This is a genomic window from Njordella calcicola (assembly GCF_056494125.1).
The window spans coordinates 3,157,037-3,173,610 of the sequence record NZ_CM151396.1 but is presented as its reverse complement, the minus strand read 5'-3'; the positions used below and the strand labels follow the sequence as shown (position 1 = coordinate 3,173,610).

Sequence of the window (16,574 nt, the reverse complement as noted above, 5' to 3'; positions counted from 1 at the left end):
TAGATTCGACGCCGACGATCCGCCGGCTTCTTTGACCACTGCAGGTACTCCCGCCGATGGTTCTGGTGTTCGCACATGAGCAGCGAAGTGCACTCATCGCAGATGTCGTCATTGCCGGCTCGTGGCCGAAGTTCGCAGATCAAGCAGATTCGACGACTCGATGTCTGCTGGACGGACATGATCATTGGGCATCCTTTCTGGTAAGAGCATCCGACGGCACTCGCCTCCAAACAGCAGTGCAAGAAAAACAACGAACCAAGCGAGCTTCCAGAAGAAGCTTTCGAGTCCTCGCGCGGCTGGGACGATTGCATCATTCCAACGATCGCGAGCAGGCTTTACGTCACTCATGTTTTGGGTCTCCTTTGTTGGCGGACATAAAAAACAAACTGTGTCTAATCGCGCGGCTGTTCCCGCAGCCCAATGGCGCGTTGATTTTTGGGGGAGGACCCATCTGTTGGGGGCTCGCGATTTCGTCGCAACTTGCGACTGAGTGCCACTCTGGCAGACGCACCGTGAGGCCCTCGTTGGCCCACTGACGCGTCGAGCGCGATGGGCGGCTCGTTGGGCGACTTGGTAGAGATCTTGCGACGTAGGGCAACGTCGTGCGTTGGATTGATGCGAAAGAGATCAGCGCGCGCACACTCGAAAACCCGTTGGCGAGGTTAGCGAGGTCCAGCGAGGTTATTTCCCATACCCTTCTATACGGCGAATGTACATGTACATGGGTATGTACATCGTTTTCCTCTATACGTGGGATGTCGACTTCTAACCTCGCTAACCTCGCTTTCTGATAAAAACCCAATGTTTTCTGGTGTTTGTGTGGCGAGGTTACGGCGAGGTTAGGGCTCAAAAAGGCGAGGTTACGACCCTGTTTGGCGAGGTTAGCGGTCGAAAGCACCAGAGAGGCTTCAAAGGCATCTAAGTGCTTGTATATCGGAGTCTTACAACCGATTTCGCGTCCATAGCATCGGTGGTCGGCGCGCACGTCATGTACGTTGTACAACCCCATGTACATAGGCTTGTACATGGCGATGTACATGGTGCGCGCACATGCGCGCAAATGCGATTCTGTACGCAAAATCTGCACACGAATAACCTCGCTAACCTCGCCACGATTGATTGAGCTACTCATCTGCGCCCTCCATCTCGAACAAAGTCGATGGTGGTGCTTTGGTGTCAACGAGCTGCCAAAGGCGAACGTGGTTCTTCTTATTGAGGCCTGCATCATTCAGTTTGCGACCACTGAAGACACGACCACGCAGTCGCGATAGATGCCGACCTAGCGAACGCTTGAATGCACCCTCGCCTCTATCTCGGTTGACGATCAGAGCCTCGGGCAGCGCACCAAAGAGCGGTTCGTTGAGGTACTCGACTGGATCATTGAGTCGCGGAATCACGGCACTGCAGATGTCGTCGGCCGTTTGCTTGCGACTACCGAACCGCTCCCACCAGGCTTCGAAGAACGCAGTCCATTGCTGGGTGTCCTCATCCTGGACAACTTGCGTCTGTTCGAGGTTGCCGAGGAAGCCATCAATACCTGCGTAGGCCAACACGCTACCGATGGTCTCGGCCCACTCTTCAAAGCTACCGAGCGTTGGCGTAGGTGCCTTGGGCTGCCCGTTGGTGTACCAGCCTCGAATGATCGTTAGCGCGGCACTCAAGAGATTGCCACGATTCGTGGCGATATGGCGAGGCAGACCTTTGATCGCGAAACCGGTGCGTTCCCAAGGACGCTCCGCATTGGCATCGAGGCGGATGCTATAGCTGCGCCGCGGCATATCACCCGAGACTCGCAGATTGTTTCCAGTGGCGACCCAAACGGCTCTCGAGGGCAACCGGATCGCTTGGCTTTTGCCCAACACGCGATCAGACCAATCGGAGCTGGTGAGGGCGGCCGCCAGAGGTGGAGAGTTGAGCGTTGTGTTGTCGGGAATATTGTCGAGAAGCACGAATGGCGAAGCGGTCATCAGAATCGTCGTGATCTTTTTACGCCATTCGTCCTCGTTCTCTTTCGCCGGGATCGATTCCGAAGAGACGCCGCCAACCGCGATGCCAGCGAGCGATGACACCAATAGCGTTTTGCCCGTGCCTTGCATCGGCGCATCAACGATTGCCAGCGGCACATGGCCGTCGATTACCGGCCGCATCAAGATGGAGAATAGAATCGCTAACGCATTGGCTCGACTGGGAGCGTCCACAAATGGGAACTCGCCGATCACTTGCATTAGGATGTCAACGCAGGCGCGGACCTCTTCACCGCAGGGATGATCAGGAATCGGGACCAGTTTCAATGCTGGATCGGGACAGTACATCAATCGCGAGGTGGGGTCATAACCTGGCGTTGTGCAGATCGTGCCATCGCGACGGAGAATGGGCGCTCGTGCGATGCCGGCCAACGCTGGAAAGGACCAGTCCTTTTGTGCGAGGATGTTTTCCGCCAGCGACTTCGGTGGAATCGTTCCAACCTGAATGTATCCGCCATCGGATCGACGCATCGTGAAGAAGTTAGCTGACTCGCTCAATCGACACCGCATCTTGGCAGTGTCGATCGCATCGATCTTCGGAACACCTTGTTCATCGTAGACCACACGCACGATACCGCCGGCGCGGATGAAGAGATGTGGTTTTCGATTCGAAGAGTTGAGCGCAGATAATGCCTGGTCCGTCAGCTCGCTCAATTGACGATCGTCAATCAAAATCGATGGCAAACTCGTATTGGTCGGCGCTGGAGCCGAGGGTCGAGCCGTTCGCGTCTTTTTCGCCTGCGGTTTGTACTGTTTGGTGACTTTGCTGAGAGCCTTCGCGATGGTCGTTTGACCATAACTTTCGTTTCCATGCTTCTCGTCCCACTTGGAACGAAACAACTGGGATTGCCGAAAGATCCGATCAATCTGCTCGGGGTCTTTGGTGTAGAAGGCAAGCGTAAATACGACCGACGAATCAGCTTCGCTGGCTGAATTAAAATGTGAGTTCCAGTCGCCGGCCCATAGAGTTTGGAATTTCGGACCAGAACGCCGTTGCTTGGATGCAAGATCGATAATCTCATCATCGCTCAAGGCAACGGTACCGCTATCGCTTGGTTCTGGCCCACGGCTAGCGCTCGATGTGGAGCTCGCACCAGGTTCGTCATTCCCGAACACCTGGGCGTAAACAAAGTCGAGCGATTCCTGGCGAAGGTTGACTTCAGTAGGAATGCTCGGGAGTCGATTGCCAGTAACTGTGAAGAAGCGGTCACGATCGTAGATCTCGACTTCGCCATCTTCGTAGGCTTTGCGGCAACGAGATCCAGGCTTGTTGGCTTTGATGAATACCTTCAGTCCCGAGCCTGAAGGGCTGATCTCGGTGTAGCTGTCGAGACGATCGACGATCTGCTGAGCCCATGGCTTCATCTGCCCGGTCGATTCGTCGACCGAATCATCGAGATCCACGCCGCAGTACGGATCATCAGCGGTGAAGACGAAGCCGACGCCAGCAAGTGCACTGTTGCGTCGGCAAGCCTCGATCGCCTGAGCGTAGGTTCCCCAGGTGGTCGCGTCAGTCGAAGAAGCCAGCGAGCCATCAGACGGATTCACCGGAGCCTTCGTGGGCTTGCCTCCACGCTCGACGTATTTCCAGGCAACCCATTGATTACGTTCGCGAAGACAGCTTGGGCAGTTTCGTTCAATAGCTTCAAGTAGTGGCGGAGGTCCGGCGCTCAATTCTCCACCTCCATCGACGAGTGCTTCGCCTTCGCCCAGCGATCAAGGAACGTTCGACGTTTGCTAACGCTGTTCTTTTTCACTGCGTTCCGAAGCCCCCAACGATCACCGACCACGATGCAATACCGAGATGCGCGAGTGACCGCGGTATACAGCCAGTTACGATCCGCAAAGAAATGCGACTTGTGGCAAAGCACAACGACGCAGGGAAACTCGCTCCCTTGGGCTTTGTGAGCGGTCAGCGCGTAAGCGAGCTGAATATTCAGGATCTGTTCGTCATGAATATGCCGGTGGCCATCTCCATCGAAGTCGACGATGTAACTGGTCCCTCCGTTGGTTTCGACTTCTGATACGACACCGATGGTGCCATTCATGATTCCCAAGCCATAGTCGTTGGTGGTCTGAATGACCTTGTCGCCTACTGCAAACTTTCGATCAACCGCGCCGTGCAACAGATACTGCATCATCTCGTTGATGGCCTTGGTACCGAGCTGGCCCAGATGCGTTGGCGTGATGATCTGAACATCATTCACAGGATCGAGACCAAGCCGATCGGGAATGCGATTCAGTACGAGGTCACGCAGATAAACCTGGATCTGCATCGGGTCCTGTAAAGAATCGATGACGCTCCAGGCTGGATCTCCCACAGCGGTTGGCATCACTCGCTGCGAAAGGATCGCCATGCTGTTGGTCTTCAGCACGCCGGCCTGTCGTACGACTTCATCGAGAATGAACGTCGGAACTAGCTTGTGTTCAATACAATCACGAAGGACGTTACCAGCGCCGACTGGAGGAAGCTGGTTATGATCGCCGACAAGTATCAATCGTGTTTTGTCGAAATCGATCCGGCGTAGCAGCTCGGACATCAGCGGCACATCGACCATCGATACTTCATCGACAATGACGATGTCGTAGGCTGGGTCACGGACTTTGCCTTCACGGTCCAGCGATGGCGACGATAGGCTTTCGCGTTGGAATTGTAGACCATTGGATTCGAGCAGCCGATGTATGGTCTTCGCATTTAGGTCAATGTCTTGCGAACGCAGTGACTCCTCGATACGCTTCGCCGCTTTTCCGGTGGGCGAGCAAAGGGCAACCTTCAGTCCCGCCTCATCGAACGTACGAGCTAGCCTCGCCAGCGTGTGTGTCTTTCCGGTACCGGCTCCGCCCGAAATCACAACAATCGCGTGACGTAGCGCTGCCTCATACGCAGCGAATTGTGCTCGCTTCAACCCAACAGTATTTCCCGGCTCAATACCCAGAGGACTACGAACGTACGAGTATTGTTGGAAGCATTCATAGATGTATCGCTCGGCATCGGCATAGTGCGGCAACGCTACGGCATCGCCATCGACGACGAGTTCCTCCTGCTCGACCGCTCGCTTGAACGCCGCCTCGATAATCGAGCCACTATCGAGTGAATCGAGCAACAGTAGTTCGATCGCTTTGCGAATTAGCTCATCGTGTGCGATCCATGTATGACCATCGGCCGCTTCTTCGCGAACCAGATAACACAGTGCGGATTCGAGCCGGCCCGGGTGCTCTTTGGGAACGCCCATCGATCTCGCGATCTTGTCGACCCGCTTAAAGCCGTAGCCCTTGATGTAGCGGATGATGAGATAGGGATTCGCCCGCAGTACGCCGACTACCGAGGATCCAAATTCTTCAAGCAGTGTTTCCATCTGATGATGGGACAGCCCGAAGCTGGCCAAGTATGATCGGACTTCGTTCTCGTCACTGTTGGCGATCCACGCTTCACGCAATGAAGCGAGAGTCCGTTTGGGAATCCGCAGAGCGCGATGCAATTCCTCGATGTCCTGGCGGATCACTCGATCGAGATGCTCGGCGCTGGCGACGTACGAGACGATCTTCCGCGCCGTAGTTTCGCCGATGCCAGTAAACGCCGGATGCTTGGCGAGGTATTGCACCAAACCCTCGGGTGTCTCAGGCAGATCGTAGCTCACGCTTTTCGCGTCGAACTGCGGTCCATACTTGGGATCGCTTTTCCACTGGCCCGTGAGCGTGACCAGTTCGCCTTCACTCACGCAGAATGGCCCACGAAAACGCACACGATCGCCGTCGTCGCGAACAAGTGCGCCGGCGGAGAACTTGGCGCTGGTGAAGAAAACTCGATCGACCGTACCACTGATGCTATTACTCACGGTGTAGATCTCCCGCGTTGGAGATCACACGAATGAACGATCGCAGGTAGGCATCCGTGAATCGGACGGCCCCTGGCCGCGATCCGCACCAATAAACAGGCACTCGATACTTGATGCCAATATAAGTGGACGCACCAAGCAATGATTGTGGCGCGACCGCTCTGAGTGCGTCGTGGTGCAGGCCACAGAGCACGGCGGTTAGATCCGCTTCGACCACGATGCATGCCGCTTCCATCGCTGATAGCTTTTCGAGCTCACGAGCGAAGCGTTCGTAATCGTGGATGACGGTGCCAACGAAATCTCGCAGGCTCTTGCGCTCAACGGTCACTCGCTGTTCTAAGCCAACCACCGAGTAATCACCGGCATCAAGCTTGGCTTTCACTACCTCGCACGCGAATGTGTAAGGCTCCTGCTCGCGCGAGTCTATAACGATTCGGAAATCCATGTTTTCCTTGCAGTTCAATCCGAGTGATGAAATAGAAAGAGCCGAGGCAGGCACGGGGAGTCTGGACAAGGAAGCGCGATGCGGACCCGGCAAAAGAACCACCTCGCAGAACTGCTTCCAAGTCACGCCATCCCGCCTCGGCCGCACCCGTTCACAGGGAACGACTAACGCCGGTCAAGCAACCAGCGACTTAAAACGGAAGATCCTCGTCCGCCACTCCAGCACTCGGAACATGGGCAATATTCAACCGGCGGTTGAAATACACATTCGAGTAGTCGCCACGCGTACGCTTGGTGACTTCGAGCGTTTTGTCGAGCAACTCGTCGAGCCGACCTGCCAGTTCACTGAACTTGGCCAGTTCTAACCCAAGCGTCTTGAGGTCGCCTTTGACATAAGGCAGCGACGCCTGGGTGATGACCGAGTTCTTGAAGATGTGCCGACCAGCCTGCGAACCAGAGATGACCACCAGATCGAACTTGATCATCGGGTCACCCTTCTGACTCGATTCAAGCTTCGCGGTCTGGATCTTCACTTGGTACTTGCCGTCGGGGACCTCGTCATAGCTCGGCGCGTCTGCCGTCTCGAACTCCTCATCAAACGATGAGAGGTCGACTTGCGAATCGATAGGTTCGAATGATTCGTGATCACTCATGACTATTTAGCCTTTCCTGAAAGGGTGCTTGCCGGCGTGGGACTCTTCGCTGCGCTGCTGGTGCCGGTTTCCGAGTTGCGAGCGGGAGAATTGAAAGCTTTGACGAAATGCTCGTAATCGAGAGGGAGCATTTCAGGCAGACGACCGGTGCGATCGCCGGCCTCATAGGTTGGATGTGGTTTGGTGCGCACAACACGTTCAATGGTGACGTTGCCCGCAGCGTCCTTCTTGGCGATCGAGTCGCCATAGAGGATGATGTCGACCAGACCTAACACCACGTTGCGAGCGCGATCGGGAAGGCTCGGCTGCGTCTTGGTGTACTCGCCGGTGCGTGTCTCAATCGTTTTGTCGACCGCATGTGAGATGAGAATCAAGCCGTATGGCAAGCTGGCCAATCGAGTCAGCACGCGATGCCACTCGTTCTTGACCAAAGCCCAGCCTTTGCCATGCCCCATGTCGCCCTCGTATTCGATCCCATGCTTGGCACAGACATAGTCCGAGCACATCTTGAACGCGTTGTCGACGGTGTCGATCACAATCGTCTTGAAGTTGTGATCGCCTTTCGCAACGAGCTTGCAGGCTTCCAGGAATGCTTCCCATGAATAGGTCGGCACCTTATAAACCTCCAAGTGATTCAGTCCCGGCTCGCACTCTAAAAAGAGCGAACCTGGAGCTTTACTTGCGAAGGAGCTCTTCCCAAGTTTGGGGCTGCCATAAAGCAGGATCGTTTGTTTGCCGAGTTCGGTCACGGGCTTGGATGCTTCGGTTGGTAATGAAATTGACATCGGGTGCTATTCCTTTCAAAAAACGGGTGCGTCAGAATCGATTGAATTGAGTTCCTCATGCGGTGGACTGATCTCGTAAAGGTTGTCCACCACGTTTGGATTGAAGCCGGATTGGCAGTAAGGCAGATACTCACACGGTCGCTGGTACGAGAAGCAGCTCGATGTGTTAAGTAGCCATTTGCCACGACGTCGCGCGTCGAGGTATTGCTGGGTGATCTCCCAGACTTCGTCTTGCAGCATGGCGAGACGATCTTCGGAGAGATAAATGAACTCGCGATGGAATGCTTCGGGCTTGGCGTACCAGGCTGCCAGTCGCCCTTGAAACTCTTCGTTGGTTTCGGGCAATTGCCGCTTGGCAGTCGATTTGCCGCTCTTGTTCTTGGCAGCGAGCTCCGCATGGCGAGCTTCGTACTCTTCCTGCGTTTCGCCCTTGCTTTGCTTGAGGCGGCTCTTGAGCAGCACGTTGTAAATCACGCCAACGATCGGGTAACCCAGTTCACGCAGGTAATAGCAGTACAGTGCGATCTGCGTATCGGTCCAAAGCTTGTCGAGATAGTTGGCGTCGATCGATACAGCGGTCTTGTGCTCGAGCAGATACATGCCGTCGGCACGCTGGACGATCGCATCGGCTTTGCCGGCCATCACAAACGTTTGACTGCAGCGGCCCGTGTCTGGATTACGAATGTTGCCAATGAATGACTTCTCTATCTCGATGATCGTGAAATCTTCGGTGGCATAGCGCGAGGCGTAACCAGTCATGATGGCACGCGCTAAGTGCCAACTCGCTTGCTGGTACTCATCGCTGTCACGCTCAGGGAAACTCCGATCGATGAAGTCCAGCACAATCCACAGTCGATTGGCATCGTCGACCGCGTGATACCAATGCTCGATTGCGCTATGGATCACGCTTCCAAACGAGAGTGACTCAGCTTTCACGCGAGGACGCAGCATGTCCACGTAACGATGCTTATACTTCCGAGGACAATTGCGGAACGTGTTGAGCGCCGAGTAGGTCAGCACATTCTTGTCGCTCGTTTCAGGGGTTAGAGTTGCTTGAGACATAAGACTTTCGAACTGAAAATGGGTGCGTTTGATTGGCTTTTGGCGGCTTACGAGAAGTTCATCTCGTAGGTGTCTTGTTCCTCGATCAGATTGCCGTTGAGGCGTTTCGCGCCTCGTTCTCGAGCGAGCTGTGCCTCACTCACTTTCAGTGACGCATTGAGCTGCGAGCACTTCTTGCAAATGCGGTTAGCCGCGCTCTTCGAACTAAACATTTCGTTGCACTTCAGACACTTCCGATCACCGGGTTCATTGGGTAGCAGTCGCGTTGACATGGTCAGCGGATCTTTCAGCGAGTAGCTCGAAGAGGGTGATGACAAGTTGTGAATCAAACCGTGTCGACTTGTTCGACCTCGAAGTTGCCTTCGTTGTCGCTGGTCACCAGATAATGCTGGTGCGAGATGTTGGCGACGAAGCGGCTCTCACGAGGCAGCGTCTGGCGAATCGTTTGGCAGGATTCGTTGAACTCGTTGGAAGCGGCTTCGAAGCGTTCGACCGCTCGCAGGTATCGCTGCAATGCGAGCGAGACAGTGACTCGCTGTTCGATATCCATGGTGGGTGCGCTCATGCTGATTTCTCCATCTCAGGTTCTTGGGTGGCTTGAAAAACGTTGTCCTCTCCAGAACTAGCTATGCAATCTGGAGCGACGACGTCCCAAGAAAATCCTGAATCGCTCCAATCGACACTCGCAAAATGCTCACGAATCCCTGATAAAACCTGCGAAACTTTTCGTTTTGACCAACCAAGTTTGTTTGCGATTTCAATTTGGTTGTGAGTTCGTAGAAGGCGAGCGACGCGGCGGTAACGGCGGGGCAAAGTTTGGATCTGGTGATCAACGGCATCAGCCAGTTCGACGTCACGAAGTGGATCTCGATGCTCAGTCTGCCGGCGTCGATTGCCATCCGAGGAGGTGAGCCCGCGATTGAGCTCCTCGGACTTTCGATCGGGGCTTTCAACCATCTTCGAAAGTGATTCGATTCCGGAGCCGGCTGGCGGATTGCTTCGCTGTCGATTCGATCCGCGAATGAGACCTGCGGCAGCCGTTCGCATGATCCGCGTGACAAAGGCCTCGACGCTTCCCTTGGTCGGATCGAATTGCGAGGCTCGTTCAAGAACGTAGGTGATCAGTTCTTGTTCGATGTCCTCGGTCTCAAATGACGTCAGCGAGTTGTGATGTTCGAGCCGCAGCGAAATGCGACTTGCCAGCTCCATCGCGAAGGGAACCATCTGGCTTTGGTAATCAGATGCAGTCAATTTTCATCCTCCGGTTGGAGGAATGGCATGACCACAGCCGCTGAAGCCGCTACCAGAAATGCGCCGGAGACCAACTCGCGGAAAACGCAGGTAACGGTCAGTCGGGCGATTCACGTCCTCTCAACCGAGGACGAGCCGCTACAAGTCGTGACGCATCGCGACAGAACGTGTCGCAACTTCAGAAGTCAAGAAAAACCAGTGTTTTCCTGGGTTTTGGATCAACGGGGATTTTTGGTAAGGCGAGGAGCCAGCGTTGGCGCAGCAGAAAGCCGCCCAGTGATGGGGGCTGCAAAGCAGAGAGCGACTGGTCCTCAGAACAACCAGTCGATGACGACGTCAGGGCTGTAGCTGACCTCGAGGCCCAGATTGATGGACTTGTGTAGGTGCAGTCCGAGTTCGGGATGCACCTTTTCAATCGCTTCGATCGATCGCGAGATCGCCTTGCAAACCGTCTTCCGCGAACGCTCGGCATCGAACTTCTGGCGAACGCGTCCACCGAGGCCTTGGGCCGATTTGATCTGATCCAAGATGGCCTGGCGTTCATCGCCAAGCTTCTCCTGACGCGCCGGATCGTTGAAACTGGTCGCTTCCTCAAGCTCTTCGTCGATCTCCTGCAGGCGATCGCGGTAGCCTTTGAGAGTTTCCATGTCGACCACTTCGCCGATTGAACCAGTAGAAGTCTCCTCGGCTAAGCCGGCCAGCAACGATTCGAGATGTGTACAGCGAAACGAAACGTTGTGCTTGGCGAGCAGTTGCTCGATGTACCAGTTGCCATTGGTTTCAGACGTGATTTCGATCTCGCTGTTGAACGCGAGCATCCGGTGTTTACCTTTGCACTGGAAGACGTAACCCGACAGCCGACTTTCTAGTGTCACGCCAAGTATCGATGCGATGAGCTCTCGCGATTTCGACTTGGCCAGCAAACGACCGTCTGCTGTTACGCTAATGAGCTGATCGATCTCCACCGGCTTGCAATCGACAATCCTGGCACTTGCGTCAAACCTCTGGTCACGACGTCGGCTGTTGACATCCAGCAATAGAAACGTCGATCTCGCGTGGGCAGCTGCGGTGTGTAGTGCTTCGGTGATCAAGTCGCTCGCAATGTGCAGCGACATGTAGACCGGCCTCGACTGAAGCTCCAGCGATAAGTTGCCGAGGAACCAGACTCGGCGACTATTGTCGAGCCATTCCGGCTTTCGGCCCAGGCTGAGCGCAGCGTTCAACTCCGCTGCGAGTTGCCTGCTGTTGAGCTGGTGGCAAATCACGTCGGCGCGGGGAATCTCTCTCGATTCACCGGTACTTTCACAGAACACAGCGAAGCCTTCATCGTTCGAAACGACTTTATACGATGTCCATGGATTACGACCTGGCAATCTCGTCGCGACAATATTCGTCGCTTCGAGAAAGCGGCTTAGCGGCTCGAACTCCATCCCGAGCCGCTCACGCCAAACATCCTTGACATCCATGAGCAGTGGCGATTCCTCAATAGTTCGCCACAGCTTGGTCATCCGTGTTCACTCCTTTTGCCGCCCTTGCACCAGTCTTCATGACAAACTTCCGCAGTAGCAGCCATTGCTCTGCGTGGTGGGCGTTTTCATCGCGTGTGTACGACGAAGAACTGCCTGCATATAACGTCAGCGTCCGACGTGCTTTGACGTGCCGATACTTGATCCGAAAGGTCGCACGATCCAACGGTCCTTCGGCTTGAAACGTCCCACCACGCCACTTGAGGTCTGCGAAAAAATCATCAGCCCCATGAATGATGTAGCGATTGAACGGCCCGCCCAAGCGGACTCGATAGTTGAGCAAGACGATCTCTTCGATGGCATCAATCTCGCCTGGTGACAAAGCGTCTTCGCCAAGCTCTGACAACGGTGCCAGCGTGTATCGCGTGAATATCCCGAAGTGATTGGGATTGTCGTAAAGCAATTCGCCGAAGATCCGACAGTAAACTGGATAGGTCTTCTTCAAACTCGAGTTGAGCATCAAGACTTCTTCGTTCATGTCGAAGATCATGGAGTCCTTGCGAGCTTCGCGAAAGGTGATCGTGTCCATTCCATTATCATCAATCGTTGGCTTTCGACTGAACGGATCGCCACGACGTATGCTCATCTGGATTTGTTTTCCCGAAAAGCGAGGTGTCATGAATAACTTGCGACCGCGATTGTTCTTCGCAAACCAGTCACCAGCGTCCTGGATCGCTTGGTTCAATCGCTCATCTGTGATCGCGATCGGTGCAATGCCGAACGGTTGCACAGCCTGAAAACACTCCATGCGCCGCGGGGTCTTCCAAGTGTGCCAAGCGTGCTGGTTTTCGACCATCTTTGAATCGAACAGCCAGACTTGCATGACGACGTCAGCCAGCGAGTGCTTTCCATTTTCATCGAATGGCATTCCAGCTTGTTGTGCAGCGCTTAGCAGCGAGTCAGCGGCAAAGGGCGTTAACATTTCCTCGACGTAGAAGACTGCGTTCAGCAGTGCCTGTGGCGTCTTCATCGAAGGATTCGTTAAGATCTCAACCAACTGTTCGATGGCGGAGTTGTCGATGCGACTTGGCTCGCTGATTACAAGTCCACGCGATCGAAGATAGCCTTCGAACGGCTGCAAGAATGCATAGAGAACAGTCGGGTTAATTTCTCGGATGACCTCTGGTTCACCGAGTTGCTTTGGGTTGTAAATAGGCATTGGCGATCACTCTTCCACTCATGTTGAAATGCATCCTTGAGACTCGTTTAAGACCAGCGTCTCCGAATTGCTAGCTTTTGACTAATGTAGTGGGAGTATTGAACAGCACCCCCGTGACACGTCTGGTCACAGCAAAATGGAAGATTTCGGAAAAGTACGTGTTTTGCAGGAAAAACCCGCACAATTATTTTTTCAGAATTGATCCGCAGACCCTGCCAAAGCGTCAATTTGGAGGCCAACCTCGGCGCAGATCTGCCTCCACGCCCCCCGCTGATCCTCCCAGTTCAGCAAGGCAGCGATCGGGCGATGTCGCTTCTCGTGGATCTCGGGCGTGCTTTTTTGGTAGGCAGATTGAGATGGGCTTCCTGGATGCCCCGCACTAGCTGGTTGAAGGCCATGATCTGGCTCATTCGTGTCCAAAGCTTTGCTCTTGCGGACGCGAATGGCAAACGCCGTCAACTGTACGATAGGAGTCGCACTACTGGTTGGCCTTGTTCTTTACCCAGTGCATGCTCAGGACACACCCGCCTGTGCACGCAGGCGAAAAGTAGTTGTTGTCAAATTGACCGCTCAACCAAATGTTGTGTTTTTGTACAAGACAATGAGTCAAACTCGCTTCGGTTTGTCCAACCTCCGGCAACTTATCTCGTGATCATATCTGCCCCGGTTTGGGTGACCGGAGCGTCGAAGCGTCACATGGAACTGTATTCGAAATTCCATCAGAACTAGCATTCAACTGCGCGCTCAAGACACGCCCTCCTGAGCGCGCTGTCGAAACGCGGTTGTTGTCAAGTTGACTTTGAAATTTGAGTACGTTTGCTCAAATCAGTCAACCAGCATGATCTCGCAATTCTGGGAAATGGATCTGAACCGTCGTTCCGCTGCCGAGGGTCGATTCGATTTCGCAGGAACCGCCATGCAGTTTGACAAGTTCTGAAACGAGGCTTAAGCCCAGCCCGCAGCCGCTGCGTTCCCCTTGAGTTCTCGCTCGGTCCGCGCGATAGAATCGGTTCCAGACAAACGGCAAGTCGTCGGTGGCAATTCCCGCACCGCGGTCGCTTACTCGCAGGCGAACTTGATCCATGTAATGATCAACCTCGACTAGAACAACACTTCCGGATGGACTGTGCTCTATCGCATTTGCCAGCAGGTTCAGGATGATCTGCTGCAATCTGGACGAGCTGCCCAAAATGCTCAACGGCGCTGCTGCCTGCAACTGGATCTGAACGTGTCGTTCCGCCGCGATTGGCTCTATCCATTGAAGGGTTTCACTGGCCAGTATGTCCAATCTCACTGGGACGAGCTGGTTTTCAATCTGCCCCGCATCAAGCCTACAGATTTCCAATAGTTCATCGACGAGAAGTTTCATATGGACAGCCGTTCGACGGCACGTATCGAAACCCTGACGATATTCATCCGTCGTGCGATCTCGAAGCAGGCTAAATTCAGACTGAGAGAGAATAATGCTGACGGGTGTTCGCAATTCATGGGCTGCGTCAGAGGTAAATTGCTGCTGGCGTTGAAAAGAAGTCTGCAGCGATTGCATCATCGCATTGAATGCTTTGGCCAAATCACACATTTCCATCGTTGGCTGTGAGGCGTCGAGTCGAGTGCTCAATTGCTGCTCATTGATGGACCGTACCCTCATTGCCAAGTCCGAAATTGGGTTTGCAACTTTTTGAGCAATCCACCAAGCGAGAGTGGCTGTGAGCAAGAAACCAACAACGCCGACGCCAATCAATCGTAGGGCAATTCTTCCTAACGAATCGAACTCCTTCGACAACGGGCGACCGATTACTAGAATTCCTCCATCGTCAAGGTTGGTAAACACGTCAAGGCGTCTGCCCTCCGTGCGGCTTACAAACTGCTTGGGACCAGCGTGCGACGGTCGCTTATCGGGCAACTTTAACGGACCGATCATTTCTCCGCCTGAGCCTACAAGCTGCTCTGCTTTATTCCAAACACCCCAGTAAGCTCGATCGCGTGGTGCTTTTCCAAAGCGGTGCACGAAAACATCGGGTATCTCCAGTGCGTTAAGCGGACTTCCTTTTCGCAGTTGCTCGGTGAGTGTTTCAGCCGCTCCGAGCAGTTCGCTTTCAGCTCGCTCGTAGACGCTGCGGTAAGAAATCCACAGGAACGCCAATGCGAAGCCGACCATCATCACGCCAACAAGAGCAAGGTGTGAACCAAGGAGCATTTGGAAAAGTGATGTTCGTGATTGCTTCGCTTCCAAGTTAACGTTGCTCCATGATGATGTATCCCAAACCGCGTCTTGTTTCAATGACTTCTGGTCCTAGCTTCTTACGCAAGTAAGAAATGTAGACATCGAGCACATTCGAATTCGATTCGTCAATTTCATCGGAGAGATGATCCAACAACTCCTCGCGACTCACGACACGATTGAGGTTGACCGCCAGGTACTCAAGCAAGCCGTACTCGCGCGACGTTAACGCAATCAATTCTTCTCCTCGTGCAACGGTTTTCGAGCGGGTATCTAGCAAGATGCCATGAAATTCAACGGTCGATCGAGCTTGGCCGGCCGCCCTGCGAATGATGGCACGCAGTCGCGCGAGCAATTCAACTCGCTCGAATGGCTTGACGAGGTAATCATCCGCGCCCAAATCCAGACCGTCCACACGATCTCGAAGCCCATCGCGAGCCGAGAGAATCAGTACGGGCGTCTTCCGATGACGGCGTAGTTCGTCAAGAACTTGCTTGCCATCCAACTTCGGCAGCATGATATCCAAGACAATGACGTCGTAAGGGTAAGTCATCGCCTTGGCCAGCCCTTCCTGGCCGTCAAAGGCACCGTCGACCGCGTAGCCCGCATCTTCCAGGAAGCCACGCAGCAGACGATGCAAATCAGGCTGATCTTCAACGACGAGAACGCGCATTCAAACCGCCATACTATTTCTGAAGTGCCTCGACCATTTTACGAATGGAACGTAGTTCTCGCATGATTTCCTCGTGGTGGGGAGGGCCGTGCTCTGGGCCTGCTTGATGCTTTGGCCCTTCGTGCTTTGGACCTTCGTGTCTTGGCCCCTCGTGCTTTGGTTCAGGACGATCGACGAGAATCGTTTGGTCACCGGCAATGACTTTGTCTGCGTGAAGATGAATGTCTCCTTTGGGAGTTTCATGACGACGCCCGTGAACTGTAATCGATTGGCCAGTTTGCACAGCGGCTTTTACCTTCTCTGCAAGATGGGGCGGAAACTTGACTTCGATCGATTCGTCACCCAACTTGAAGCCATCGATATCGCCACCTTTATTCTCGTGAAACTCCCCAACCTTACCAGTCAGGCTCATCGGTGTTTCGTCCTTGGGCTTCGGCCGATGATCGTCGGCAGAGGGCGGACCACTTTCTGGCCCACGCGGAGGCTTTGGCGCAGGAGGAGCGACCAGATAGGCGACCTTTCCCGATTCGATGGTCACCGCTTCATGGACCTGCGATCCGTCTGGCCGCGACTTCAGCTTGGCGAGCACTCGCACGGAGGCTCCCACAGCGATCGTTTTTTCAAGCTCTTTTCCAACATGCGGTGGAAAGTGAATCTGTGATCCGCTCGACAATTTCCACCCATCGACATCCCCAGGCTTGTTTCTAGCAAGTTCAACGATGCTCCCTTCGACCAACTGGAGGACCTCCAGCGCGGCAGGTCTGTCAACCGGTGGAGGTGGCGCTGCTGCGCTCTCGAACTCGGAGCCAAAACCCAAAAAAGCTCCCACTGCCAACGCCGCCGTACCCGTCAGAGCCAACAATTTTCTCGAAAATCCACGCCACGACATGCTACTATCTCCCAATGATTCGATTGAAAGCGCGACCGAATCGGCTCGCGA

General features: G+C 54.3%; 15 protein-coding genes. All 15 read right to left on the bottom strand.

Annotated elements, in window-relative coordinates:
- Nucleotides 1-108 precede the first annotated feature (108 nt).
- On the bottom strand, nt 109-348 hold the full coding sequence (locus SH302x_RS11980) for a hypothetical protein (protein WP_479368924.1): 240 nt from the start codon (nt 346-348) through the stop codon (nt 109-111).
- Between the two features lie 776 nt (nt 349-1,124).
- A complete protein-coding gene (locus SH302x_RS11975) occupies nt 1,125-3,698 on the bottom strand; it encodes a phage NrS-1 polymerase family protein (protein WP_479368923.1) in 2,574 nt (857 codons plus the stop codon).
- Entirely contained in the window at nt 3,695-5,860 is a 2,166-nt protein-coding gene (recD2, locus tag SH302x_RS11970) for an SF1B family DNA helicase RecD2 (protein WP_479368922.1), read from the bottom strand. Before recD2 ends, SH302x_RS11975 begins: the two co-directional genes overlap by 4 nt.
- The gene (locus tag SH302x_RS11965; protein WP_479368921.1) at nt 5,853-6,305 is read right to left on the bottom strand and encodes an ERCC4 domain-containing protein; all 453 of its coding nucleotides are present in this window, start codon (nt 6,303-6,305) and stop codon (nt 5,853-5,855) included. The genes recD2 and SH302x_RS11965 overlap by 8 nt, the downstream gene beginning before the upstream one ends.
- Nucleotides 6,306-6,495: 190 nt before the next feature.
- A complete protein-coding gene (locus tag SH302x_RS11960; RefSeq protein WP_479368920.1) occupies nt 6,496-6,957 on the bottom strand; it encodes a DUF669 domain-containing protein in 462 nt (153 codons plus the stop codon).
- 2 nt (nt 6,958-6,959) lie between these two features.
- Nucleotides 6,960-7,742 carry an ATP-binding protein gene (locus tag SH302x_RS11955; RefSeq protein WP_479368919.1) on the bottom strand — a complete coding sequence of 261 codons (783 nt, stop codon included), beginning with the start codon at nt 7,740-7,742 and terminating at the stop codon, nt 6,960-6,962.
- 15 nt (nt 7,743-7,757) lie between these two features.
- Entirely contained in the window at nt 7,758-8,804 is a 1,047-nt protein-coding gene (locus SH302x_RS11950; RefSeq protein ID WP_479368918.1) for a PD-(D/E)XK nuclease family protein, read from the bottom strand.
- Between the two features lie 47 nt (nt 8,805-8,851).
- Nucleotides 8,852-9,016 (bottom strand): hypothetical protein, encoded by a 165-nt coding sequence (locus SH302x_RS11945; protein ID WP_479368917.1) that lies wholly within the window; start codon nt 9,014-9,016, stop codon nt 8,852-8,854.
- Between the two features lie 113 nt (nt 9,017-9,129).
- Nucleotides 9,130-9,369 (bottom strand): hypothetical protein, encoded by a 240-nt coding sequence (locus tag SH302x_RS11940; RefSeq protein WP_479368916.1) that lies wholly within the window; start codon nt 9,367-9,369, stop codon nt 9,130-9,132.
- Nucleotides 9,366-10,055 carry a sigma-70 RNA polymerase sigma factor region 4 domain-containing protein gene (locus SH302x_RS11935; protein ID WP_479368915.1) on the bottom strand — a complete coding sequence of 230 codons (690 nt, stop codon included), beginning with the start codon at nt 10,053-10,055 and terminating at the stop codon, nt 9,366-9,368. The genes SH302x_RS11940 and SH302x_RS11935 overlap by 4 nt, the downstream gene beginning before the upstream one ends.
- 311 nt (nt 10,056-10,366) lie before the next feature.
- Nucleotides 10,367-11,563, bottom strand: a complete 1,197-nt coding sequence (locus tag SH302x_RS11930; protein WP_479368914.1) for an EMC3/TMCO1 family protein — start codon at nt 11,561-11,563, stop codon at nt 10,367-10,369.
- Nucleotides 11,538-12,740 (bottom strand): hypothetical protein, encoded by a 1,203-nt coding sequence (locus SH302x_RS11925; protein WP_479368913.1) that lies wholly within the window; start codon nt 12,738-12,740, stop codon nt 11,538-11,540. The genes SH302x_RS11930 and SH302x_RS11925 overlap by 26 nt, the downstream gene beginning before the upstream one ends.
- 829 nt (nt 12,741-13,569) lie before the next feature.
- Nucleotides 13,570-14,937 (bottom strand): HAMP domain-containing sensor histidine kinase, encoded by a 1,368-nt coding sequence (locus tag SH302x_RS11920; protein WP_479368912.1) that lies wholly within the window; start codon nt 14,935-14,937, stop codon nt 13,570-13,572.
- 37 nt (nt 14,938-14,974) lie between these two features.
- Nucleotides 14,975-15,634 (bottom strand): response regulator transcription factor, encoded by a 660-nt coding sequence (locus tag SH302x_RS11915; RefSeq protein ID WP_479368911.1) that lies wholly within the window; start codon nt 15,632-15,634, stop codon nt 14,975-14,977.
- A gap of 13 nt (nt 15,635-15,647) precedes the next feature.
- A complete protein-coding gene (locus tag SH302x_RS11910; RefSeq protein ID WP_479368910.1) occupies nt 15,648-16,523 on the bottom strand; it encodes an OB-fold nucleic acid binding domain-containing protein in 876 nt (291 codons plus the stop codon).
- Nucleotides 16,524-16,574: the final 51 nt, after the last annotated feature.